Source organism: Mesorhizobium zhangyense (assembly GCF_011045115.1).
Taxonomy (GTDB): domain Bacteria; phylum Pseudomonadota; class Alphaproteobacteria; order Rhizobiales; family Rhizobiaceae; genus Mesorhizobium_M; species Mesorhizobium_M zhangyense.
In genome coordinates, this window is sequence record NZ_JAAKZG010000006.1 from 144,498 (window position 1) to 166,776 (window position 22,279).

Sequence of the window (22,279 nt, forward strand, 5' to 3'; positions counted from 1 at the left end):
CGGATTGTCAAGAGGTAGCTTGGAAAGCGGCGAATGAAAGACATGGCTTACAGAGCGCTTCCGATAATGGGGTTTCGTGACACGCGAAAACTGGCATTATGAATGGTATCGGGTTCGGACGTATCCGACAGGGAAGGAATAGAAGCACGATGGCCAATGCAGACAATGACAGCACCGCGCGCTTTCCCGACGCCGAACTCAAGGCGCGCGCGGCCTGGCATTACTATGTCGAGGGCCTGACCCAGGAGAAGATATCCGAACTGCTGGGAATAGGCCGGATCAAGGTGCACCGCATCCTTGCCGCCGCCCGTGAGGAAGGCGTGGTCCAGTTCCGCATCAGCGACACCGTGGTCGATTGCGTGGTTCTGGAGCAGAAGCTGAAAGAGCGTTTCGGCCTTGGCCAGGCGATCGTGGTGCCGGCGGCAGCCGACAGCCGCAACAGCCCGATGATGATCGGCCATGCCGCAGCCGCCTATATCGGCGACAATGTGAATGCCGGCGATGTCATCGCGCTCGGCTGGGGGCGAACGCTGAAATTCGCCATCAACCAGCTGCCGCATCGCCAGATCAGCCGGACGACGGTCGTCTCCATGCTTGGCGGGCTGACGCATGCGCAGCCTTTGAACCCGACCGAAAGTGCCTGGGATTTCGCCGAGAAGATCGGCGCGGAATGCTATCTGCTGCCGGTTCCCGTCTATGCCGACAAGCCGGAGCAGCGCGACGCGTTCATGAGCCAGCGCAGCGTTCAGGACGTGGTTTTCCGGGCGCGGCGGGCCAATATCGCGCTGCTCAGCGTCGGTTCATTCTCGCTGGACAGCCCGATCGCCAATTACGGCTTCATCAAGCCGAGCGAACTGGAAGAGCTGAAGGCGCTGGGAGCAGTCGGCGACATTTTGTGCCATTTCGTCGACGCGACAGGCAAGACCATCGACCACGACGTAAACCACCGTGTCTGCGCCTTCCCGATGGACGAACTGGCGGACATCCCGAACACCATCCTGGTTTCGGGCGGTCGCGAAAAGGTCGCGGTGATGAATGCGATGCTGGCGCGCACCAAAGTTTCGGTGCTGATCACCGACGAAGAGGCGGCCAAGGGGCTACTGGGGCTTTAAGGCATCCAGCCTGGCATGGATGTCACGCGTCGCGTGATAGAGATCTCGGTAGATCTCCTTGCGGACCGCATAATTCACCGATAGTTCCGCGACCGGATCGACGCGATTGTCCGGTTGGGCAGTCATTGCCCTGCTTGCGTCCTCAACAGAGGGAAACCAGCCCGCCGCATAGGCCGCAAGCATGCCGGCACCGAGGGCTGCGGCCTCGTTGACCGGTGAAACCGACAGCGGCCGCTCGAGCACGCTCGCCATGATCTGCATCAGCAGGCGCGAATTGGTGCCGCCGCCGGCCGCGATCATCGATTGCGACTTGTGGCCGATGCTGGTTTCCATGGCTTCGGTGGCGATCGCCTGCTCGAAGCCGATGCCTTCCAGAACCGCCCGAAACAGATGCGCCGGCTTATGATCAAGTGACAGGCCGACGATGGAACCGCGCGCCGCGCCATCCCAATAGGGGCTCATGACGCCCGCCCAATAGGGCATGACGAGCAGGCCGTCGCTGCCAGGCAAAATGTCCTTTGCCAGCACTTCCAGCGCCGGAGCTGAATCCGCGCCGGTCGTCCTGACGATCCAGTCGACGAGTTGCATTCCAGAGCGCAACACAGTTTCGAGCATGAAGCCGGAGCCGGTTGGCGATGCCAGCGTGCGGAAGCCTTCCGACGTCCGATAATCTCGCGAATAGGCGCCGCTGACGACGCCGGAACCCAGCGAAAGGTAGGTCTTTCCCGCCTCGACCACGCCCATGCCGAGGCCCATGGCCTGGCCGTCGCCGGCTCCGGCGACTATTGGCAATCCCGCCTTCAGGCCGGTGAGTTTGGCGACTTCGGCTGTCAGACCGCCACATACTTCGCCCGGCGCAATGATTTCGGGAAGCTGATCGAGCCTTAAGCCCGCGGCCTCGACCAAGGTCGGGTGCCAGGTCGATGTTTCGAGCGAGAGCAGGCCCAGCGGATCGGCGCTTGGCGTGCTGGTGGCGAGCCTGCCGGTCAGACGGTGCATCAGGAAGCCGTTCACATCGACGACCGCACGCGCCTTGCGCACCGCTTCCGGCCTGTGTTCGGAAAGCCATGCGATGGCGTAGAACGCCGGCGTCGGATCCGGCGGCTTGCCGCTCCATGCCGTGATGGTGTCGCGTCCGAGTTCTTTCGACAGCCGCGCTACCTGCGGGCGGGCGCGCTCGTCCAGCCAGAGAATGGCAGGGTTGAGCGCCTTGCCCGCACCATCGATGAGCGTGAAGGTTTCACGCTGATGGGCGATCGACAACGCGGCAAAGCGCGAAGGATCGATGCGACCTGCAAGCTCTTTGAGAGCCTGCACGAGGGCTGACCACCAGTCTTCAGGATCCTGCTCGAAATGACCGGGCAGCGGATTGGAAAGCGGGTAGGCAACGCGCGACTGCGCCAATTCGCGACCGTCGCGAGTGAAGGCAATCGCCTTCACCGCGGTGGTCGACGCATCGATACCGATTACGACATCGGACATAAGGTTCTCAGGCGACGGCGCTGGTCACAAACCGACCGTCCGACTGATCGAGACGGCGGCGAATCTGGGTTACCACCATCGAGTCGTCAGGTACACAGTTGTCGTAGGTCAGGAACTCGCCGACCTTGAGCGGCTTGACCACCTTGGCGCGTTCGGCAAGGCCGAGCGGCAGCGCGCCCTTCTTGCGCGCGTCTTCCCAGGTCATGGCAAAACCGCGGTAGTCCGTCTCGCCGATCATGCCGAGCGACTGGCCGACGCCGAGGTCGCGCTTGGCGACGGCAACGGCTTCCGCCACCGGATGATCCAGCGGCTCCATGTCGGCCCGCTTGTAGATAACGGCGCGGGCTGCCGACAGCGGCACTTCAAGGCTGGTGAGGTGATAGGGCCGGAAAATGGTGAAATACGGACCCTTGCCGACCTTCAGGTCGATCATGCGCTCCAGCACGCGGGGATGCTTGGTCTCGATGACGCAGAACACGCCGGGCGCGACGCCCTTGCCGATGGAGTAATCGACGACGCCCTTGCGGTTCAGCAAACCGCCGTCTTCCTTCGGGCAGAGCACGTCGGCAAGCTGCTCCAGCGTCGCCGTCGGGCCATGCATGCCGGGAACGTCGGGCACGAGGCCGGTGGCATTGGCGATGGCGACCATTTCGATGGCGGTCTTGGAACCATCGACGAACTCGACCAGCATGCGCGCATTCATCTTGCGCTCAGCTGCTTCCTTTTCGTAATCGGCCGGCATGGCGTCGATCTTGAGGGGGTTGTTCTTGCCCTTGCCGGCAGCGACGATGCCGAAGCCGAGGCTCTTGGCGAAGCCGATGATTTCCAGCGTGCAGGCAGGCTCGTCGCCGGCGGCACCCGTATAAACGACGCCGGCCTTGCGGGCCTCTTCCTTGAGGAAGCGGCCGATGGTGATGTCGGCCTCGACATTGAGCATGACGATGTGCTTGCCGTTCTTCATCACTTCGAGCGCAAACAGCGTGCCGATGTTGGGATTGCCGGTGGCGTCGATGATGACGTCGATGCGGCCTGCCGCGGCCAGCGCATGGAGATCTTCGGTAATCGCCACCTTACCGGCCTCGATGACGCGGTCGATATCCGAGGCGGAACTGGCCTGCACGATATCGGAGCGGTCGTGGCCGGCCAGAAGTGCGGCATCGATGGCCGACTGAGGCCTGACTTCGGAGATCGCGCCAATGCGTAGACCCGGCATGAGCGCTACCTGCACGACGATGTCCGTGCCCATCTGCCCGGCCCCGGCAAGACCGATGGTGATAGGCCCCTGCCGCTCGGCGCGATCAAGAAGCTCTGCAGCGAACTGCGGATTAGACATTGTCCGGTCCTCCCGTGCATTGGTATTCAGGTGTCAAAGCGTTTGAACATTTCTATTTCTCAATGAAAAATATTTCAATACCGAAAATCACAAAATACTGCAGGCCCTTCGCTGGACGAGATGTCGGGATGGAAGAATCGAGAAGGAATGCGTTCTCACGCAATGCGTGAGCGCCAAGCCTCGGCATAGGATGCCAAGAGATCGCCATTTGACGGTCGGCGTTGAGCGATATTGCTGCACGCGCGTCCTGAAAAGGCCAGCTCGGCGGCACCAAGGCTGGTGCCGGTGGCGTTGGTGGCGCTGACGAATACCGGCCGTCCGGTCGCGGCACCGAGCATGTCGAGAAAAAGCCGATTGTCGGCGAAGCCGCCTTCGACGATCGTCTCGCCGAGAGCGCCGATCAGGTCGAGGCAGGTCGCGGTCATCAGGGCAAGATAGAACGAAACGATGGCGGAGCGCTCGCCGGCCTTGAGGTCGCTCGGCACGATCCATTCAGCTGCTCGCTGCGGGAACGGACCGGAGCCCTGCTGGACCGAAGGCAGGAGCATGAGTTTTTCGGCGAGGACGCGAGCGATGTCCTCGTCGGACACCGGCGCAACATCGTTTCCGATAAGCAGCTCATATTCGCGTCCGCCCATGAAGCGCGCCGACGGAACTGGGTCGCCAAGTGCGTTGACGTTGACCAGCGTATCGCGCGCCGGGTCAAGGTCGCGCACCGCTCCGCCGACCGCCATTGCCACGACCCATGTGCCGGTCGAAACGACTGCGAAAGGTGGCTTGCGGTGGAGAACATGCGGCAGCAGCGAGGCGTTGGAATCGTGGATGCCGCAATGGACCGACGTTCGCGGCGAAAGCCCGGTTCGCGCCGCGATCTCGGGAAGGATTGACCCAAGCCGGTCGCTTGCGGATCGCAGCGGTGGCATGAGGTCGCGCCAGCCCAGGCGGTCCACCATTGTCGAGAAATCGCGCCTGGCCGGATTCCAGAGATCGGTGTGGCAACCCAGTGAGGTGACCTCGGTCGCAAGAACACCTGTCAGACGGAAAGCCCAATATTGCGGATAGGGAAGGATCGCGCGGACGGCGGAAAACTGCTTCGGGAAGGTCTTCGACTGCCAAAAAATCTGAGCGCCGAGATTGAGACCGCCGGGAAGGCGAGGCGTGCCGCTTTCCGCAAAAGGCGGGCGGACGGCGGCGTAGTCGTCGGCGAGGTCATCAGGACCATCATGCTCGTAATCGAGGATTGGCAAAGCGAGTTCGCCGCGCTCGTCGAGCAATGCAGCCGTCGCGCCATGCGTGGTCACCGAAATGGCGTCTATCGCGTGCCTGCGCGCAAGCTCGGAGAGGCTGGCTATGATGAAATCCCAGAGCCGCTCCGTGTCATGATGCGGATAGAGTCCGTCATTCGACACGCGATTTGGCATCTTGCGAACGTCGATCTCGGCCATGGCGTCGAGATCAACAACCACCACCTTGGCGTTGGTCTTGCCTATATCGATGACGGCGACGTGGCGCGGTTCGGCCATCGCTCAATCCATGCGAAAAACGGTTTCGAGCGGCACCGCGACCGGTTCGTTATCCGGCTTCGTTTCCATGATGTCGGCCATGTGCGCCCACCAGCGTTTCATCACCGGGTGGTTCGGCAGGTCGGCCATGCCGTGATCCTGCCTGCGCCACAGCACGCCGAACAAAATGTTGGTCTCCTCGTCCAGATGGATCGAATAATCGGAAACGCCGGCGTCCTTCAAAAGCGCCGTCAGTTCTGGCCAGATCACGTCGTGCCGCCTTTTGTATTCGGCCTTCATACCGGGATTGAGCTTCATGCGAAACGCGTATTTTTCGGCCATCAGGCAGGGCGCTCCTTCATGAGACGCCGCCAGACGATCGGCAGCGCGATGACCAGAATGAGCAGCAGGCCGATGAAGATCGACATGACGATGCCGGGAACGTTGAGCAGGCCGAGGCCGAAGGTGACCAGCCCCATGATGAGGGCGGCCAAAACCACGCCCGGAATGCTGCCGGCGCCGCCAAGAATGCTGACGCCGCCGAGCACGACCATGGTGATGACTTCGAGTTCGTAGCCCTGCGCAATCGACGGGCGCGTGGAGCCAAGCCGCGAGGTGATCAGCACGGCAGCGATGCCTGACATCAGTCCGGTGAGGCAGAACAGGATGAACTTTATGCGCTCGACCCTGACGCCGGAAAACTGCGCCGCGACCGGGTTGTTGCCGATGGCGAAGACGCGCCGCCCGAAGCTGGTTCGATGGAGGATGACGTAATAGATGACCGCCGCGCCCAGAAACAGCACCAGCTCGAACGACACCACCCACCAGACATAGCCCTGGCCGAAAAAAGCAAAGCTTTCGGGATAACCCTTGTAGGCTTGGTCGCCGAGAATGATGAAGGCGACGCCGCGAAACAGGCTCATCGTGCCGATGGTGACGACGATGGACGGCAGGCCGAGCCGGGTGACAAGCAGGCCGTTGAATGCGCCGCAGGCAAGCCCGACGCCGATGCCGATGGCGACGAGACCCGATGTGCCGACACCGAATTGCACGGCCATGCCCATCATGGTCGAGGCGAGCGCGATAATGGCGGCGACCGACAGGTCGATCTCGCCCGAGATGATCAGCAATGCCATTGCCAGCGCGATCAGCGCCTTTTCGGTGAAGTTGAAGGTCAGGTCGGACAGCGACCAGGCGTCGAGAAAATAAGGCGAGGCAAAGCTGTTGACGGCGAAGATTGAAATGGCGACCGCGATCAGCAGCGCCTCCCAACTGAACACCGCCGAACGCAGCGGCCTGTCGAGCCGGTCGGGGATATGGCGTCCGTGCGGGGTTTCGGTCGCACTCATATTGCTTCCGCCTTCTTGAGAATGATGCGGCCCTGACGGCGCTCGCCGCGCGCGTTAAGCACGACAGCCAGGATGATGGCGCTGCCGGAAATCGCCATCTGCCAGAAGGGCGATATGTTGATCAGCGGCAAGGCCGAGCTGATGATGCCGAGGAACAACGCGCCAAGGACGGCACCGCCGACCGAGCCGATGCCGCCGGCAATCGATATGCCGCCGATGACGCAGGCGGCGATGATGTTGAGCTCGTAGCCATTGGCGATCTCGACGGAGGCGATGACGTAACGCGACACCCAGAGATAACCGCAAATGCCGGCGACCAGACCCGAGATGCAGAAGGCGACGAATTTGGTGCGGCCGACATCGATGCCGGCATAGACCGAAGCCGTCGGGTTGACGCCGATAGCGTAGAACGAGCGACCGAGCGGGGTGCGCGTCAGAAGCACGAAGAACGAAGCGATGACGGCGAGCGCGATCCACGACAGCAGCGGAATGCCGAGCATCTGCATTCGCTGGAGGCCGATGAAGGCCGGGCTCATCTTGTCAGCATTGACCCAGGCACCGCCGGAGATCACGAAGGTCGCGCCGCGATAGATCGTGAGTGTGCCGAGCGTCACGACGATGGACGGGATGCCGAGCTTCCAGACGAGCGCCCCGTTGAAGACGCCGAGCGCGAGGCCGACGCCGGCGGCTATCAGCATGAGCAGCGGCACCGGTACCGCGGGGTACGCCGCGTTGATCATCGCCACCACCATGCCGGTGAAAGCGAGGTTGGAGGCCATGGAAAGATCGATCGAGCGCGTGAGGATAACCACCATCTGGCCGAGTGCGAGGATCATCAGGATCGACGTGTCGTTGAAGACATTGGCGAGATTGCGCGGGCTGGCGAAAGCGCCGTAGCGGGTCGAGATCAGGCCGATGAGCAACAGGATCGCAGCCAGCAGCCAGATTTCGCGATTTTTCAGAAGGGCGTTCATTGGGCGACAATCCCCGCCGCCGTGCGCACCAGCGTCTCGGCGTCGAGCCCCTTGTTTTCGTGAACCGCCACGATGCGTCCCTCGCGCATGACGACGACGCGGTCAGACATGCCGAGGATTTCCGGCAGTTCGGAGGAGACCATGATGACCGACAACCCTTGCGCGACGAGCTCGGCCATGAAGCCATGAACCGCCGCCTTGGAGCCGATGTCGATGCCCTTGGTCGGCTCGTCGAGGATGATGACCTTGGGCGCTGTGGCGAGCCATTTGGCGATGACCACCTTCTGCTGGTTGCCGCCGGACAGCGTGCCGACATCCTGGCTGAGCGAGGCGGCGCGCAGGTCGAGCCGCTCGGTGTATTTGCGCGCCAGCGCGAATTCCTCGGCAAGACGCAGGAGGCCGGATTTGGAGGTGCGCTTCAGCGAGGGTAGCGACACGTTCTGGAAGATCGGCATACCGATGACCACACCCTGCTTGCCGCGCTCTTCCGGCACGTAAACGATGCCCTTTTCGATGGAATCCGCGGCCGATCTCGGCGCAATCGCTTCGCCTTCCAGCGTGATCGAACCGCGGCTTGTGCGGGTGATGCCGGCGATTGCCTGCATGACTTCGCTGCGCCCGGCGCCGACCAGCCCGTAGAAGCCGAGGATTTCGCCCTTGCGCAATTCGAAGCCGATGTCGTCGAATTCGGTCGGGTGCGACAGGCCGGAAATTTTCAGCACCGGCGCGCCGATATGGGCCTCGCGCTGCGGGAAGATGTGGTCGACGGAGCGGCCGACCATCAGCTTGACGATGTCGCCCTGGCTGGTGTCTTTCAGCAGCCCCTCGCCCACCATTTCGCCGTCGCGGAACACGGTGTAGCGGTCGGCGATGCGGTAGATCTCATCGAATTTGTGGCTGATGAACAGCACCGCCTTGCCGTCGCCTTTCAGGAATTCGATGAGCAGGAAAAGCTCTTCGATCTCCTTGGCCGAGAGGGCGGCGGTCGGCTCGTCCATGATGACGATGCGCGCGTCGATCGACATTGCGCGCCCGACGGCGACCAGATGCTTGTTGGCGATGCCGAGATCCTTCAGCCGCGTATCGGGATCGATATGGGCAGCACCCATGGCGTCCAGCACTTCCCGCGCCTGGCTGCGCATTGTGCCCCAGTCGATGGTGCCGAAACGCGTCTTTGGCGCGTGGCCGAGAAAGATGTTTTCGGCGACGGACAGTTCGTCGAACAGCACCGTTTCCTGATGGATCGCGGTGATGCCGCGCTCAAAGGCGGCGTGGGCGGTCGGCAAGTTTACTGCCGCGCCGGCAACGTTGATTTCGCCGGCGTCGGGCTGATAGATGCCGGTGAGGATTTTCACCAGCGTCGATTTGCCGGCACCGTTTTCGCCGATCAGCGCCGTCACCTGTCCCGGATAGAGCGACAGGGCGACATCGTGCAGCGCCCGCACGCCGGGAAAGCTTTTGCTGATGCCCGAGAGCGTCAGAAGCGGCGTCTTACCCTCCCCCTCACGGGGCGGGTCGCGAACGATGCGAGCGGGGTGGGGGTCGGCAAGCATTACGGTATCCTGCTATGCGGTCTCGATACACCCCGTCTCGCCTTCTTCGCCTTGCGAAGCAGCTCGCAGACCCTCCCCACGGCGGGGAGGGTAAAGCGGAGTGCCGAAGATCAATAGATCTTCGAGAACTTCTCGATGTTCGACTTGTCGAAGGTGAAGGGATCAGCCATCGGCGCGGAATTGTCATCGTCGAGCGTGATCTTGCCGACGCGGCCGATCGAGAGTTCGGCACCCGGCTTGGCCTCATCCTTCTTCACCGCGAGGTCATAGGCGAGATAGGTAGCCGAATAACCAAGGTCGATCGGGTTCCACAAGGCGACGGCCTGCGAAGCACCGTTGTCGATGAACTTCTTGAACTCCGACGGCAGCGCCAGGCCGGTGACATTGACCTTGCCGATCAGGTTCTCGTCGGTCACCACCTGCGCGGCGGCAACCACGCCCACCGTCGTCGGCGCGATGATCGCCTTCAGGCCGGGATAGCTTTTCAGCAGGCCCTTGGCTTCGTCGGTGCTCTTGGCCGAGTCGTCATCGCCATAGACGGTGGCGACGAGATTGATCTTCGGGAAGTCGGTCGGCAGCGCCTTCTTGGCCGCTTCGATCCAGGCGTTCTGGTTGGTGGCCGTCGAAGATGCCGACAGGATCGCGACATCGCCGCCTTCAGGCAGATAGTCGGCGGCGAGCTTGATGATCGTCTTGCCGATCAGGTCGGTGGCCGACGGGTTGAGGTGAAGCTGCCGGCCTTCCTTGGCGACGCCCGAATCCCACGAAATGACCGTGATGCCGCGTTCCATCGCCTTCTTCAGCACCGGCACGAGCGCGTCCGGGTCATTGGCCGAGATGGCAATGGCGTTGACCTTCTGGGCGATCAGCGAATTGATCACCTCGATCTGGGCTTCGGCGGTCGCCTTGGTCGGACCGGTATAGATGATCTCGACATCGCCGAGTTCCTTGGCGGCTTCCTGCGCGCCGGTGTGGGCGGCGTCGAAGAAGCCGTTGCCGAGCGACTTGACGACCAGCGCGATCTTGATGCTTTCGGCATGCGCGGCTGAGGCGAACATGGCGGCCGAAAGTGCTGCGGTCACCATCAGTTTCTTCAAGATGTTCATCGAGTTCCTCCCTTTGACGTTGTATTCCATCAGCGCTGCGACCGGGAAATCCCTCACGCCTGCAGCGAAGATTCCTCCATTTTCGATGCCGTGTTTTTCGCCACGATCAGATTGACGCCTGCGTCCTCCAGCATCTTGGCTTCGCGGTCCTCAATGCCGTCGTCGGTGATGACGGTGGTGATGCGCGCCAGGCCGCACAGGATCAGGCTCGAGCGTTGCCGGAATTTCGACGAATCGACCAGCACGACCAGTTCGTCGGCCTGGTCGATCAGCTTCTGCTCGGCCTGGATCAGCAGCGGATCGCCTTCCATCAGACCGAGCGGCCCCAGCCCCTGCGCGCCCATGAACATGCGCCGCGCATAGAAATTGCGCGTCACGTCATTGTCGAAGGGCGACAGGATGATGTTCTGCTCGCGGTAGATCGTGCCGCCCGACAGCATCACCGTGTTCTTGGAATGCTTGAGCAGGTGCTCGGCGATCGGAAACGAATTGGTGAAGATCGGCATGCGCCGGTTGGTGAGAAAATGCACCATCTGGAAAGTGGTGGTGCCGCCATTGATGATGATCGGCTCGCCATCGGCGCAAAGCTCGACCGCCTCGCGGGCGATCGCCCGCTTCTTGGAAGCATTGAGCGTTTCATTGACGGAAAAGGGCCGGCCGGCAAGACCGATGAACTGCGGCGGATTGATCGCCTCGGCGCCGCCACGAACGCGGCGCAGCCGCTTCTGCACATGGAGTGCCGCAATATCGCGCCGGATCGTCGCCTCCGACGATTCCGTCAGATCGACCATTTCCTGCACCGTCACCACAGGCTTTTCCTGGATGGCCGACAGAATGATCCGATGGCGTTCCTTTTCGTGCATGGTTCCTCCCGTTGCTGGTCATTAGGTCATTCATACCGGTCACTGTCAATCAACTTCAGTCATTTTATTTCATTGTGCAGCGCAATATGATCGAACATGATCGTTTTTGATTGACAGTAATGGCCCGATCATGAAAGCCTTGGGCAAATTACGCGCTGCCGCCGCGCGGCTCTGGGAGGATGGAAAATGCTCGAAACGCGCACAGCCAAGCGCCTCGCCAACCTTTGGGACGAGGCCAAGGCGGCATCCATGTCGGAAGCGCAGCGCCTGCTCTACCGCTCCAACTTGCTCGGCTCCGACAAGCGCATCACCAATTACGGCGGCGGCAACACTTCGGCCAAGGCGATGGAGAAGGACCCGCTGACCGGCGGAGAGGTCGAGGTCCTGTGGGTGAAGGGCTCGGGCGGCGATGTCGGCACCATCAAGCTCGACGGCTTCGCCACGCTCTACATGGACAAGCTCGAGGCGCTGAAAGGCCTCTATCGCGGCGTCGCGTTCGAGGACGAGATGGTGGGCTACCTGCCCCACTGCACCTTCAATCTCAATCCGCGCGCCGCCTCCATCGACACGCCGCTGCATGCCTATGTGCCGCAAAAACATGTCGACCACATGCACCCGGACGCGGTGATCGCCATTGCCGCCGCGAAGAACAGCAAGGAATTGACGCAGCAGATTTTCGGCGGCGAAATCGGCTGGCTGCCCTGGAAGCGGCCCGGCTTCGAACTCGGGCTATGGCTGGAAAAATTCTGCCGCGAAAACCCGAAGGCCACCGGCGTCGTGCTGGAGAGCCATGGCCTGTTCACCTGGGGCGACACGGCAAAGGAATGCTACGAGACGACGATCCGCATCATCAACCGGGCGATCGAATGGTTCGAGGAGAAGAGCGTCGGCAAGGCGGCCTTCGGTGGTGAAGTGCGCCCGACGCTCCCAGCGGCTGAGCGCAAGGCGATTGCCGCGAAGCTTATGCCGGCGATACGCGGCATGATCTCGGCTGCCGAGCGCAAGGTCGGGCATTTCGACGATTCGCCCACTGTCTTGGAATTCGTCGCCGCGCGCGACATGCAGCCGCTGGCCGCCCTCGGCACGAGCTGCCCCGACCATTTCCTGCGCACCAAGATCAGCCCGCTGGTGGTCGATTTCGACCCGGCAAGGCCCGATCTCGACAAGACGCTAGCCGGCCTCGGCACGGCGATCGAGGAATATCGCAAGGGTCATGCAGCCTATTACGAGCGCTGCAAGCGGCCCGAAAGTCCGCCGATGCGCGACCCGAATGCGGTCGTCTACCTAGTGCCCGGTGTCGGCATGATCACCTTCGCCAAGGACAAGGCGACGGCACGCATTTCGGCGGAATTCTACGTCAACGCCATCAATGTCATGCGCGGCGCGTCGAGCGTTTCATTCTATATGGGCCTGCCCGAGCAGGAGGCCTTCGACATCGAATACTGGGTGCTGGAGGAAGCCAAGCTCCAGCGCCTGCCCAGGCCGAAGCCGCTGGCCGGCAAGGTCGCACTTGTGACGGGCGGCGCCGGCGGCATCGGCAAAGCCACCGCCGAGCGCCTGCTTCGTGACGGCGCCTGCGTGGTGCTGGCCGATATCGACGAAAGCGCGCTGACTGCTGCCAATGACGATCTCGCCAGCCGGCATACGGCCGATGTCGTGCGCAGCGTGCGACTCGATGTGACCCGCGAACAGGACGTCATCGACGCCTTCACCGCCGCCGCGCAAGAGTTCGGCGGCATCGATATCCTGATCTCCAACGCCGGAATCTCATCCTCCGCGCCCATCGATGAGACGGAACTGTCGATGTGGAACCGCAACATGGATATCCTGTCGACCGGCTATTTCCTCGTTGCCCGCGAGGCCTTCCGCCTGATGAAAAAGCAGAAGACCGGCGGCGCCATCGTCTTCATCGCCTCCAAGAACGGCCTCGCCGCCTCGCCCAACGCGTCGGCCTATTGCACCGCCAAGGCCGCCGAAATCCATCTCGCCCGCTGCCTGGCGCTGGAGGGTGCGGAGTTCGGCATAAGGGTCAACACGGTCAACCCCGACGCAGTGCTGCGCGGCTCGAAAATCTGGACCGGCGAGTGGCGCGAGCAGCGCGCCGCCGCCTACAATATGAGCCCGGACGAACTGGAGGAGCATTACCGCAAGCGCTCGATGTTGAAGCTCAGCGTCTACCCCGAAGACATTGCGGAGGCCGTGTTCTTCTTCGTGTCGGATATGTCGGCGAAGTCTACGGGCAACATCGTCAATGTCGATGCTGGGAATGCGCAGAGTTTTACGCGGTAAACTGCGGTAGACTTCGACCTTTGCGCCGCCCCTCACCCTTACCCTCTCCCCGTGAAAAACGGGGAGAGGGGGCGTCAGCGCTGGAGCTTCTTCCTCTCCCCGTCACTATACGGGGAGAGGATGCCGGCAGGCAGGTGAGGGGCAGCGCCGGCATGACAAGACTTGGGAGGCATAAGTGACGGAAACTATCATCTCCGCCGATATCGTCGAAAGCGAAAACGAGAAGCGGCGCGCCGAGTTGACCCGCGACTACGCCTCACTCGGCGAGCGGCTGGACCGGCGTGGCATTGCCATCGACGCGATCCGCGACAAGGTGGCGGCGTTCAAGGTCGCCGTGCCGTCCTGGGGTGTCGGCACCGGCGGCACGCGGTTTGCGCGCTTTCCGGGCGCCGGCGAGCCGCGCGACATTTTTGACAAGATCGAGGATTGCGCCGTCATCCAGCAGTTGACGCAGGCGACCCCAAAGTTCTCGCTGCATATTCCGTGGGACAAGGCCGACGCCAACCGGCTGAAGCAGGCGGCAAGCCGCTTCGGGCTCGGCTTCGACGCGATGAACTCCAACACGTTTTCGGACGCGCGGGACCAAAAGCTCAGCTACAAATTCGGCTCGCTGTCGCATGCCGATGCCGCCACGCGGCAGCAGGCGGTGGAGCATAATCTGGAATGCATCGAGATCGGCAAGACGATCGGCTCGAAGGCGCTGACGGTGTGGATCGGCGACGGCTCCAACTTTCCCGGCCAGGTGAATTTCACCAGGCAGTTCGAGCGCTATCTCGATGCGATGAAGGCGGTCTATGCCGAGCTGCCGGACGACTGGCGGCTGTTCACCGAGCACAAGATGTATGAGCCGGCCTTCTATTCCACCGTCGTGCAGGACTGGGGCACCAACTACCTGATCGCGCAGGAACTCGGGCCGAAGGCCCACTGCCTCGTCGACCTCGGCCATCATGCGCCCAACGTCAATATCGAGATGATCGTCGCCCGCCTGATCCAGTTCGGCAAACTCGGCGGTTTTCATTTCAACGATTCGAAATATGGCGACGACGATCTCGATGCCGGCTCGATCGATCCCTACCGGCTGTTCCTGATTTTCAACGAACTGGTCGATGCCGAGCTGAACAACACCAAGGGATTCGACCCCGCCCATATGCTCGACCAGAGCCACAATGTGACTGACCCGATCGAAAGCCTGATGCTGTCGGCGATCGAGGTCCAGCGCGCGTACGCCGCCGCATTGCTGGTGGACCGCAAGGCGCTGGAAGGCTTTCAGGATGCGAACGATGCGCTGATGGCGACGCAGACGCTGAAGACGGCCTATCGCACCGACGTCGAGCCGATCCTTGCCATGGCGCGCCTCGATTCAGGTGGGGCAATCGACCCGGTTGCCGCCTACCGGGCAGCCGGCTACCGCGCGAAAGTCGCGGCGGAACGGCCGGCGGTTGCGGGCGGAAGCGGCGGCATCGTCTAATCGTGGGTTTGGCGCTGCCCCTCACCCTTACCCTCTCCCCGTGAAAAACGGGGAGAGGGGGTCGCCAGCGTTGCGACCAGCGAAAATGAATCCCGCGACTCCGGAAGGGTCGTGGGCATGCAAAAAGCTTACTTGCCGATCTCAATGACCACGCGGCCGCGCACCTGGCCGGCCAGAATCTCGTTGGCAAGTTCCGGCAGCCTGGACATTGGCTCGACACGGGTGATGCTGGAAAGCGCTTCACGGTCGAGATCGCGGGCCAGCCGCTCCCACGCCTTTTCGCGCTTGGCAATCGGCGCCATGACGGAATCGACGCCGAGAAGGGCAACACTGCGCAGGATATGCGGCAGCACGGTTGCCGGCAGATCGGCGCCGCCGGCAAGGCCGCAGGCCGCAACCGCGCCGCCATAGACGGTCTGCGAGAGAACATTCGCCAGCGTGGTTGAGCCGACGGAATCGACGGCACCGGCCCAGCGCTCCTTCTGCAAGGGGCCGCCCTTTTCGGACAGCGTGGCGCGATCGACAAAAGCCGTCGCGCCAAGCTTTGTCAGATAATCATGCGTTTCCGGCCGGCCGGTCGCGGCGGTCACCTTGTAGCCGCGCTTGGCGAGCAGCGCGATCGCCGTCGAGCCGACGCCGCCGGCAGCACCCGTCACCAGCACCTCGCGCTGGTCGGCGGCGATCGTGCCCCAGGCTTCGAGCGCATCGACGCAAAGGGCCGCCGTATAGCCGGCGGTTCCGATGGCCATTGCGTCCTGCAGACTGAAGGCGTCGGGCAGGCGGATCAGCCATTCCGGCTTGACGCGCTGGAAGCGCGTGTAGCCACCCCATTCGGTCTCCGACAGGCCCCAGCCATTGAGTACGACCTTGTCGCCCGCCTTCCATTTGTCGGAGCGCGATTCGACCACCGTGCCGGCGATATCGATGCCGGCAACCATCGGCAGTTTGCGGGCGATGCGGCCCTTGCCGGAAACGGCGAGACCATCCTTGTAGTTGAGCGTCGAGAAGGCGACCTCGACCAGCACGTCATGGTCGGGAAGATCGGCAATGGTGATCTGCTTGAACGCAGCCTTGGGCTTGCCGCCTTCGTCTTCGATCATGAGTGCGGTGAACGTATCGGACATGGTACCTCCAAATTATCCGGTGGTTGTTTCGAGGGCAGTGACGCCCTCAGGCGCGGGCGGCCAGTGCGCGCTCGCGCCGTTCGAGACTGGTGGAATAGTTGTCGCGCAGATAGGCGAGCATGGCGGCGAGCGCTTCCGTTGCCCTGGCCGCATCGCGGTTTTTAATGGCTGATGCCAGCTGCTTGTGGAAGCCGGCGACGGCGCGGCGATCGCGCACCCGCGAAACGATCATGTTGGTGATGGGCATGAAGGCCTCAACCACCGTGTACATCATCAGATTGAGCGGGCCGTTGCCGGCCGAATTCACCAGCGCGCGATGGAAGCGCACGTCGGAAGCGCAGAAGGCTTCGTCCGAAATGGTCTCATCGAGCTGGACGCGGATTTCCGCTTCCAGCGCCTCGATATCGGCATCCGTGCGATTGGCCGCAGCCAACCGGCAGCAGATCGTCTCGGTTTCGAGGCGCGCGGTGATGATCTCGTCGATGTCGAAGGCGCCGATGCCAACCAGCAATGTGGCAGCCCCGGTGATGGCCGCGGAAAGCCCCTCGGGATCGGGCCGCGTGACGAAGTTGCCGCCGGTCGGGCCACGCCTTGAGCGAATGAGATTTTCCGCGGCAAGGCGCTTCAGCGCTTCGCGCACCGTCGGCCGGGAAATGCCGAAGCTTTTTGCCAGTTCTTCCTCTGTCGGCAGGCGCTCGTCGATCTTGAGCCTGCCGTCCATAATGGCCGAGCGGATGTTGTCGGCGACCTGCTTGGCCACGCCCGACCGCACGACTTCATCGTATTTGAGGATCATATGCTCCGTCCCTTGGCTTTGTGATGGATGCCACGAAGCGACGCGGAAAGCCATATCTTTTTAATGAATATAGGTTTGACAAATAGCCGCTCGAGAATATGGTTGATCGATAACGGCTTCAACAGGTGGCAAGCGTGTCCAGTCAGGCATTTCGTCGGGTCTTTTTGGCGCGTGGTTACGGACGCTCGCAAAGAGCCAGCCCGCGAGCCGAAACCTTCTCTCTTCAGCGCGGTTCCTGACGTTCATGAGTCTCGAAGGCGATCGGCTTCTGTCCGAACTCAACGGCAAGCTCGACGCGGGCGACATTCTTGCCGGCCCCGCCGTCGACGAACGTTACCGCGACGATCCTGACGGCAAGCTCGGCGCATTGCCTGAAATTGTGCTGCGCCCGCGCGATACCGAAGGCGTAGCGATAGCGATGGCCGCCTGCAACCGCCTCGGCCAGCCTGTCGTGGTGCAAGGCGGGCGCACCGGGCTTGCTGGTTCGGCACGCGTGCAGCCCGGTGAAATTGTGCTGTCGCTTGAGCGGATGACAGGGCTTGGCATTCCTGATCGAGAGGCAGCGACCATCACCGTGCAGGCGGGTGCTACGATGCAGGCCGTCCAAGAGGCCGCTGACAATGCCGGCCTGATGTTCGGCGTCGACATCGGCGCGCGCGGCTCGGCTACCGTCGGCGGCAACATCGCCACCAATGCCGGCGGCATCCGCGTGCTGCGCTACGGCATGTATCGCGCGCAGGTTCTGGGGCTGGAGGCAGTGCTGGCCGATGGCAGCGTGCTGACCTCGCTGAAAGGCCTGCCGAAAGACAATTCCGGCTACGATCTCAACCAGCTTTTCATCGGCACCGAAGGCACACTCGGCGTCGTCACGCGCGCCGCGCTCAGGCTGCATCCCAAGCCGCTTTCGGAGGTCAATGCCTTTTGCGCACTGCCTTCATTCGAAGCCGCAATCGCGCTGCTCGGGCTGCTGCGGCAAAAACTCGGGCCGTTGCTTTCGGCCTATGAGGTGAATTTCGCGCCGCTCTATGACGACATGATACCCAGCATGGCAGCACCCGCGCCATTGCCTGCAGGCTCGCCGGTCTATGTGCTGACCGAGATCCAGGGCAACGAGCCGGATCGTGACGGCGAGCGCTTCGCCGAAGTGCTGATGCAGGCCGTGGAAGACGGCATCGTCAGCGACGTCGTCGTTTCGCAATCGCCGCGCGAGTTCCATGCGCTTTGGGCCGTACGCGAAAGCGTCAATCCCTTCCTGTTCGCAATGAAGGGACTGATCGGCGTCGATGTCAGCCTGCCGCTGGCGCGGATGCAGGCGTTTCTCGCGCAAACCGAAACCGCGATCCGCGCTATTGATGCCGGCGCGAACATCTATGTCTTCGGCCATCTGGGCGACGGCAATCTGCACTATCAGGTGCGCACGGTCGAACCGTCCGCCGCGTACGACATCATCTATCGCGGCGTCGCCGCTGCTGGCGGCGGCGTGTCGGCCGAGCATGGCATCGGCCTCGACAAGAAGCGCTGGCTGCCGCTTGTTCGCAGCGACGCCGAGCTTGCAGCGATGCGGCGGCTGAAGACCGCGTTCGACCCGAACAACATCCTCAATCGCGGGCGCGTCTTCGACATCGCGCCACCCGATCCTTCCGCCTGACGGAGCAAATCATGTCCGTAGCCACCGTTTCAGCCACGCAACATGACAAAGCGCCCTCGCCAATGCGGGACGGGGTAAGCCTCGACGACCGCTACGCGCTGGAGCGCGGGCGCATCCTCGTTTCGGGCACGCAGGCGCTGGTTCGCCTGCCGATGATGCAGCGCCTGCGCGACCTTGCCGCCGGCCTCAACACCGCCGGTTATGTCTCCGGCTATCGCGGCTCGCCGCTGGCCGGCTTCGACCGGGAGATGGCGCGTGCCGGCAAATATCTGAAGGCCAATCACGTCGTCTTCCATCCCGGCCTGAACGAGGACATGGCTGCAACCGCCGTTTGGGGCACGCAGCAGACCGGCATGTTTCCCGGCTCCCGCTACGACGGCGTTTTTTCCATGTGGTACGGCAAGGGACCGGGCGTCGACCGCTCGATAGACGTCATCCGCCACGCCAATGCCGTCGGCACCGACCGCCATGGCGGCGTGCTGCTGCTGGCCGGCGACGACCATGGCGCGGTTTCCTCGACACTGGCGCATCAGAGCGAGCACAACCTCATCTCGGCTATGGTGCCGATGCTGTCGCCGGGCGGCGTCGGCGAATATATCGACTACGGCCTTCTGGGCTGGGCGATGAGCCGCTATTCCGGCGCCTGGGTCGGCTTCAAATGCCAGACCGAGATCGTCGAATGCACAGCAACCGTCGATGTCTCGCCCGATGGGCTTTCGATCGCCATGCCTGATCTCGTGCTTCCCGGCGACGGGTTGTCGCTGCGCTGGCCCGACGGCCCGCATGCGATGGAGCGGCGGCTGGAGCACAAGCTGGAAGCGGTTCATGCCTTCGCGCGCGCCAACGCCATCGACCGCGTCCGAGGCAACGGCAAGGCGCGGCTAGGCATCGTCTCGACCGGCAAGTCGTGGCTCGACCTGCTCGGCGCACTATCCGCACTCGGCATCGACGAAAAGCGAGCCGCCGCGCTCGGCATACGCCTCTACAAGGTCGGGCTGGTCTGGCCGCTGGAGCCGGAAGGTCTTCGCGCCTTTGCCAACGGCCTGGACGAGATTCTCGTGGTCGAGGAAAAGCGGCCGGTGATCGAAGAGCAGATCAAGTCGCTGCTGTTCAACATGCCTGCGGACCGCCGCCCGCGCGTCACCGGCAAGGCCGACGAGAAAGGCGCACCGCTGCTGCCGTCGATCGGCGAGATCAATTCCGTCGTGGTCGCCCGTGCAGTGATGTCGCGCCTCGGCAAGCCGGACAAGGCGCTGGCCGCCAATGCCAGCCGCGTCGAAGAGATCGCGGCAGCCGTTCCCGCCGAGGCGATCGCGCTGAAGCGCGAGGCTTATTTCTGCTCCGGCTGCCCGCATTCGATCTCCACCGTCGTGCCCAAGGGCAGCCGCGCCTCGACCGGCATCGGCTGCCACATGATGGTAATCGGCGTCGAGGATCGAAACACCTCCACTTTCACCCAGATGGGCGGCGAAGGCGGCGCCTGGATCGGCCTGTCGCCCTTCACCGACGAGAAGCACATTTTCGTCAACATGGGCGACGGCACCTATTTCCATTCCGGCCTGCTGGCGATCCGCGCGGCGATCGCGGCCAAGGTCAATGCCACCTACAAGATCCTCTACAACGATGCCGTCGCCATGACCGGCGGCCAGCGCCACGACGGCGAGGTGACCGTGCCCGGCATCGTCGATCAGGTGCTGGCGGAGGGCGCCAAGCGCGTCGTCGTCGTTTCCGAAAAGCCGGAAGCCTGGGAAGGCGTGCTGCCGCGTGGCGTCACAATCTATCACCGCGACGAACTCGATGCGGCACAGCGCGAATTGCGCGAGATCGAGGGCGTCACCGTGCTGGTCTTCGATCAGGTTTGCGCGGCGGAAAAGCGCCGCCGGCGCAAGCACGGCGCGTTTCCCGTTTCGCCGAAGCGCGCCTTCATCAACGAACTGGTCTGCGAGGGCTGCGGCGATTGTTCCGCCGTTTCCAACTGCATCTCCATCGAGCCGAAAGAAACCGAATTCGGCCGCAAGCGCGCCATCAACCAGTCGAGCTGCAACACCGACCTCTCCTGCATCAAGGGCTTTTGCCCGAGCTTCGTGACGGTCGAGGGCGGGCAGGTGCGCAAGCCGAAGGGCAAGGCGAGAGAAGCCGATTTCTCCGACCTGCTGATGCCTGTTTTGCCGGCTATCGACCGGCCCTACAACATGTTGCTGGCCGGCATCGGCGGCACCGGTGTCATCACCGTCAGCGCCATTCTCTCGCAGGCAGCGCATCTCGACGGGCTCGGCCTGCTGACCCTCGATCAAACCGGGCTAGCGCAGAAGAACGGCGCGGTGACCTCGCATATAAGGCTGGCGCGCGACCCCGCGTCGCTTAACACCATCCGCATCGGCCCCGGCGAAGCCGACCTGATACTTGGCTTCGACATCGTCGTGGCGGCGTCGGCCGGTTCGCTCGCCACCGTCGCCAATGGCCGCACGAAACTGGTGCTGGACGACCATTTCGCGCCGACCGCCTCCTTCGTCAAAAACACCGCCATCGATTTTCGGCAGGAAGCGACGCTGAAGCAGCTTCGGCAGGCGGCCGGTGAGAACGCGCTGTCGCTGGTCTCTGCCACGAAGCTGGGCACGGCGCTTCTGGGCGACGCAATCGCCGCCAACATGTTCCTGCTCGGCAATGCCTGGCAGCGCGGGGTAGTGCCGATCAGCCTGGATGCGCTCGACAAGGCGATCGAGATGAACGGCGCAGGCGTCGCCATGAACCGCGCCGCCTTCGGCTGGGGCCGGCGCGCGGCGGTCGATCCGGGTACCGTGTCCAAGGCGGCTCATGTCGGGCCGGAAGCGGCAAAGCCGGAGACGCTCAATGAAATCGTGGCGCGGCGCGCTGAATTCCTGACCGCCTATCAGGACGCCGCCTATGCCGGGCGCTACCGGGCGCTGGTCGAAAAGGCCCGCAAGGCTGATGCCGATTTCGGCCTGGCCGTCGCGCATGGTGCGTTCAAGCTGATGGCCTACAAGGACGAATACGAGGTCGCCCGCCTCCACCGCGATCACTCCTTCGCGCAAAAACTGGCCGAACAGTTCGAGGGCGATTTTACGCTGAAATACCACCTCGCCCCGCCGATGATCTCGCGCATCGATCCGCGCACCGGCCATCCCGGCAAGATTGCCTTCGGGGCGTGGATGGGGCCGGTCTTCGGTATTCTGGTGCGGTTCAAGCGCCTGCGCGGCACACGCTTCGACCCGTTCGGCCGCACCGAGGAACGCCGCATGGAGCGGCAACTGATCGCCGACTATTTTGCCATGATGGAAGATTTGTCGGCGCGGCTGTCGGCGGACAATCACGCGACTGCGATCGAGCTGGCGAAGCTGCCGGAAGAGGTTCGCGGCTTCGGCCATGTCAAGCTTGCGGCGGTGGAGCGTTATGAGAAGAGGCGCGCGGCGCTGATGGTGAAAGTCGACGCTGCTTCAGCTTCGCCTTCCGTTGGAGAGGTTGCCGCTTAGGGGCGCCCTTCGAGGCTCGCTGCGCTCGCACTTCATCATCGCCGCGCCTGCTTTCGCATCCGGCCATTGTCAAAGAACTCCCTCTGAGAGGGTGGGAAAGCGGACGCATGGCTTGCGCCTGTCTTTTTATGTTTATGTGACGCTTGCCATGCGCCCGCCGACGCTCTTGTCCCGCTCAGTCGCCTCCAC

The 22,279-nt window shown here is 62.9% G+C and carries 16 protein-coding genes; 5 read left to right on the forward strand and 11 right to left on the reverse strand.

Annotated features, from left to right (window positions below; genetic code table 11):
- Positions 1-149 precede the first annotated feature (149 nt).
- On the forward strand, positions 150-1,112 hold the full coding sequence (locus tag G6N74_RS16275) for a sugar-binding transcriptional regulator (protein ID WP_165118997.1): 963 nt from the start codon (positions 150-152) through the stop codon (positions 1,110-1,112).
- Here G6N74_RS16275 and G6N74_RS16280 read toward each other — a convergent pair.
- From G6N74_RS16280 to G6N74_RS16320, 9 genes are all read right to left on the reverse strand, one after another.
- Complete coding sequence (locus G6N74_RS16280; RefSeq protein WP_165118998.1) at positions 1,098-2,594, reverse strand: xylulokinase; 1,497 nt, start codon at positions 2,592-2,594, stop codon at positions 1,098-1,100. The two genes, G6N74_RS16275 and G6N74_RS16280, sit on opposite strands and share 15 nt — an antisense overlap.
- Before the next feature lie 7 nt (positions 2,595-2,601).
- Entirely contained in the window at positions 2,602-3,927 is a 1,326-nt protein-coding gene (locus G6N74_RS16285) for an NAD(P)H-dependent oxidoreductase (RefSeq protein ID WP_165118999.1), read from the reverse strand.
- 155 nt (positions 3,928-4,082) lie between these two features.
- Complete coding sequence (locus G6N74_RS16290; RefSeq protein ID WP_165119000.1) at positions 4,083-5,450, reverse strand: FGGY-family carbohydrate kinase; 1,368 nt, start codon at positions 5,448-5,450, stop codon at positions 4,083-4,085.
- A 3-nt stretch (positions 5,451-5,453) separates the two neighbouring features.
- Complete coding sequence (rhaM, locus tag G6N74_RS16295; RefSeq protein WP_165119001.1) at positions 5,454-5,771, reverse strand: L-rhamnose mutarotase; 318 nt, start codon at positions 5,769-5,771, stop codon at positions 5,454-5,456.
- Positions 5,771-6,778: an ABC transporter permease gene (locus G6N74_RS16300; protein ID WP_165119002.1), complete on the reverse strand. Its 1,008-nt coding sequence runs from the start codon at positions 6,776-6,778 to the stop codon at positions 5,771-5,773. The genes rhaM and G6N74_RS16300 overlap by 1 nt, the downstream gene beginning before the upstream one ends.
- Positions 6,775-7,752: an ABC transporter permease gene (locus G6N74_RS16305; protein WP_165119003.1), complete on the reverse strand. Its 978-nt coding sequence runs from the start codon at positions 7,750-7,752 to the stop codon at positions 6,775-6,777. Before G6N74_RS16305 ends, G6N74_RS16300 begins: the two co-directional genes overlap by 4 nt.
- On the reverse strand, positions 7,749-9,305 hold the full coding sequence (locus G6N74_RS16310; RefSeq protein ID WP_165119004.1) for a sugar ABC transporter ATP-binding protein: 1,557 nt from the start codon (positions 9,303-9,305) through the stop codon (positions 7,749-7,751). The genes G6N74_RS16305 and G6N74_RS16310 overlap by 4 nt, the downstream gene beginning before the upstream one ends.
- Positions 9,306-9,415: 110 nt before the next feature.
- Positions 9,416-10,411, reverse strand: a complete 996-nt coding sequence (gene rhaS, locus G6N74_RS16315) for a rhamnose ABC transporter substrate-binding protein (RefSeq protein WP_165119005.1) — start codon at positions 10,409-10,411, stop codon at positions 9,416-9,418.
- 53 nt (positions 10,412-10,464) lie between these two features.
- On the reverse strand, positions 10,465-11,274 hold the full coding sequence (locus G6N74_RS16320) for a DeoR/GlpR family DNA-binding transcription regulator (protein ID WP_165119006.1): 810 nt from the start codon (positions 11,272-11,274) through the stop codon (positions 10,465-10,467).
- Between the two features lie 186 nt (positions 11,275-11,460).
- Between G6N74_RS16320 and G6N74_RS16325 the strand changes: the two genes are divergently transcribed.
- Both G6N74_RS16325 and rhaI read left to right on the forward strand, forming a co-directional pair.
- On the forward strand, positions 11,461-13,563 hold the full coding sequence (locus tag G6N74_RS16325; protein ID WP_165119007.1) for a bifunctional rhamnulose-1-phosphate aldolase/short-chain dehydrogenase: 2,103 nt from the start codon (positions 11,461-11,463) through the stop codon (positions 13,561-13,563).
- Between the two features lie 175 nt (positions 13,564-13,738).
- On the forward strand, positions 13,739-15,031 hold the full coding sequence (gene rhaI, locus G6N74_RS16330; RefSeq protein ID WP_165119008.1) for an L-rhamnose catabolism isomerase: 1,293 nt from the start codon (positions 13,739-13,741) through the stop codon (positions 15,029-15,031).
- A 128-nt stretch (positions 15,032-15,159) separates the two neighbouring features.
- Here the strand turns inward: rhaI and acuI are convergent, their stop codons facing one another.
- Both acuI and G6N74_RS16340 read right to left on the reverse strand, forming a co-directional pair.
- A complete protein-coding gene (gene acuI, locus G6N74_RS16335) occupies positions 15,160-16,155 on the reverse strand; it encodes an acrylyl-CoA reductase (NADPH) (RefSeq protein ID WP_165119009.1) in 996 nt (331 codons plus the stop codon).
- Positions 16,156-16,201: 46 nt separating this feature from the next.
- The gene (locus tag G6N74_RS16340; protein WP_165119010.1) at positions 16,202-16,951 is read right to left on the reverse strand and encodes a FadR/GntR family transcriptional regulator; all 750 of its coding nucleotides are present in this window, start codon (positions 16,949-16,951) and stop codon (positions 16,202-16,204) included.
- 244 nt (positions 16,952-17,195) lie between these two features.
- Between G6N74_RS16340 and G6N74_RS16345 the strand changes: the two genes are divergently transcribed.
- Positions 17,196-18,599, forward strand: a complete 1,404-nt coding sequence (locus tag G6N74_RS16345; RefSeq protein WP_165119011.1) for an FAD-binding oxidoreductase — start codon at positions 17,196-17,198, stop codon at positions 18,597-18,599.
- 11 nt (positions 18,600-18,610) lie between these two features.
- Positions 18,611-22,090, forward strand: coding sequence for an indolepyruvate ferredoxin oxidoreductase family protein (locus G6N74_RS16350; RefSeq protein ID WP_165119012.1), 3,480 nt, complete (start codon positions 18,611-18,613; stop codon positions 22,088-22,090).
- The last annotated feature ends 189 nt before the right edge of the window (positions 22,091-22,279 follow it).

What these genes read in the sequence shown, in the direction of transcription:
- G6N74_RS16325 (WP_165119007.1), top strand. Translation starts at nt 11,461, where the DNA reads ATGCTCGAAACGCGCACAGCCAAGCGCCTCGCCAACCTTTGGGACGAG.
- acuI (WP_165119009.1), bottom strand. Translation starts at nt 16,155, where the DNA reads ATGTCCGATACGTTCACCGCACTCATGATCGAAGACGAAGGCGGCAAG.
- G6N74_RS16285 (WP_165118999.1), bottom strand. Translation starts at nt 3,927, where the DNA reads ATGTCTAATCCGCAGTTCGCTGCAGAGCTTCTTGATCGCGCCGAGCGG.
- G6N74_RS16310 (WP_165119004.1), bottom strand. Translation starts at nt 9,305, where the DNA reads ATGCTTGCCGACCCCCACCCCGCTCGCATCGTTCGCGACCCGCCCCGT.
- rhaS (WP_165119005.1), bottom strand. Translation starts at nt 10,411, where the DNA reads ATGAACATCTTGAAGAAACTGATGGTGACCGCAGCACTTTCGGCCGCC.
- G6N74_RS16340 (WP_165119010.1), bottom strand. Translation starts at nt 16,951, where the DNA reads ATGATCCTCAAATACGATGAAGTCGTGCGGTCGGGCGTGGCCAAGCAG.
- rhaM (WP_165119001.1), bottom strand. Translation starts at nt 5,771, where the DNA reads ATGGCCGAAAAATACGCGTTTCGCATGAAGCTCAATCCCGGTATGAAG.
- G6N74_RS16350 (WP_165119012.1), top strand. Translation starts at nt 18,611, where the DNA reads ATGTCCGTAGCCACCGTTTCAGCCACGCAACATGACAAAGCGCCCTCG.
- G6N74_RS16300 (WP_165119002.1), bottom strand. Translation starts at nt 6,778, where the DNA reads ATGAGTGCGACCGAAACCCCGCACGGACGCCATATCCCCGACCGGCTC.
- G6N74_RS16275 (WP_165118997.1), top strand. Translation starts at nt 150, where the DNA reads ATGGCCAATGCAGACAATGACAGCACCGCGCGCTTTCCCGACGCCGAA.
- G6N74_RS16290 (WP_165119000.1), bottom strand. Translation starts at nt 5,450, where the DNA reads ATGGCCGAACCGCGCCACGTCGCCGTCATCGATATAGGCAAGACCAAC.
- G6N74_RS16280 (WP_165118998.1), bottom strand. Translation starts at nt 2,594, where the DNA reads ATGTCCGATGTCGTAATCGGTATCGATGCGTCGACCACCGCGGTGAAG.
- G6N74_RS16320 (WP_165119006.1), bottom strand. Translation starts at nt 11,274, where the DNA reads ATGCACGAAAAGGAACGCCATCGGATCATTCTGTCGGCCATCCAGGAA.
- G6N74_RS16305 (WP_165119003.1), bottom strand. Translation starts at nt 7,752, where the DNA reads ATGAACGCCCTTCTGAAAAATCGCGAAATCTGGCTGCTGGCTGCGATC.
- G6N74_RS16345 (WP_165119011.1), top strand. Translation starts at nt 17,196, where the DNA reads ATGAGTCTCGAAGGCGATCGGCTTCTGTCCGAACTCAACGGCAAGCTC.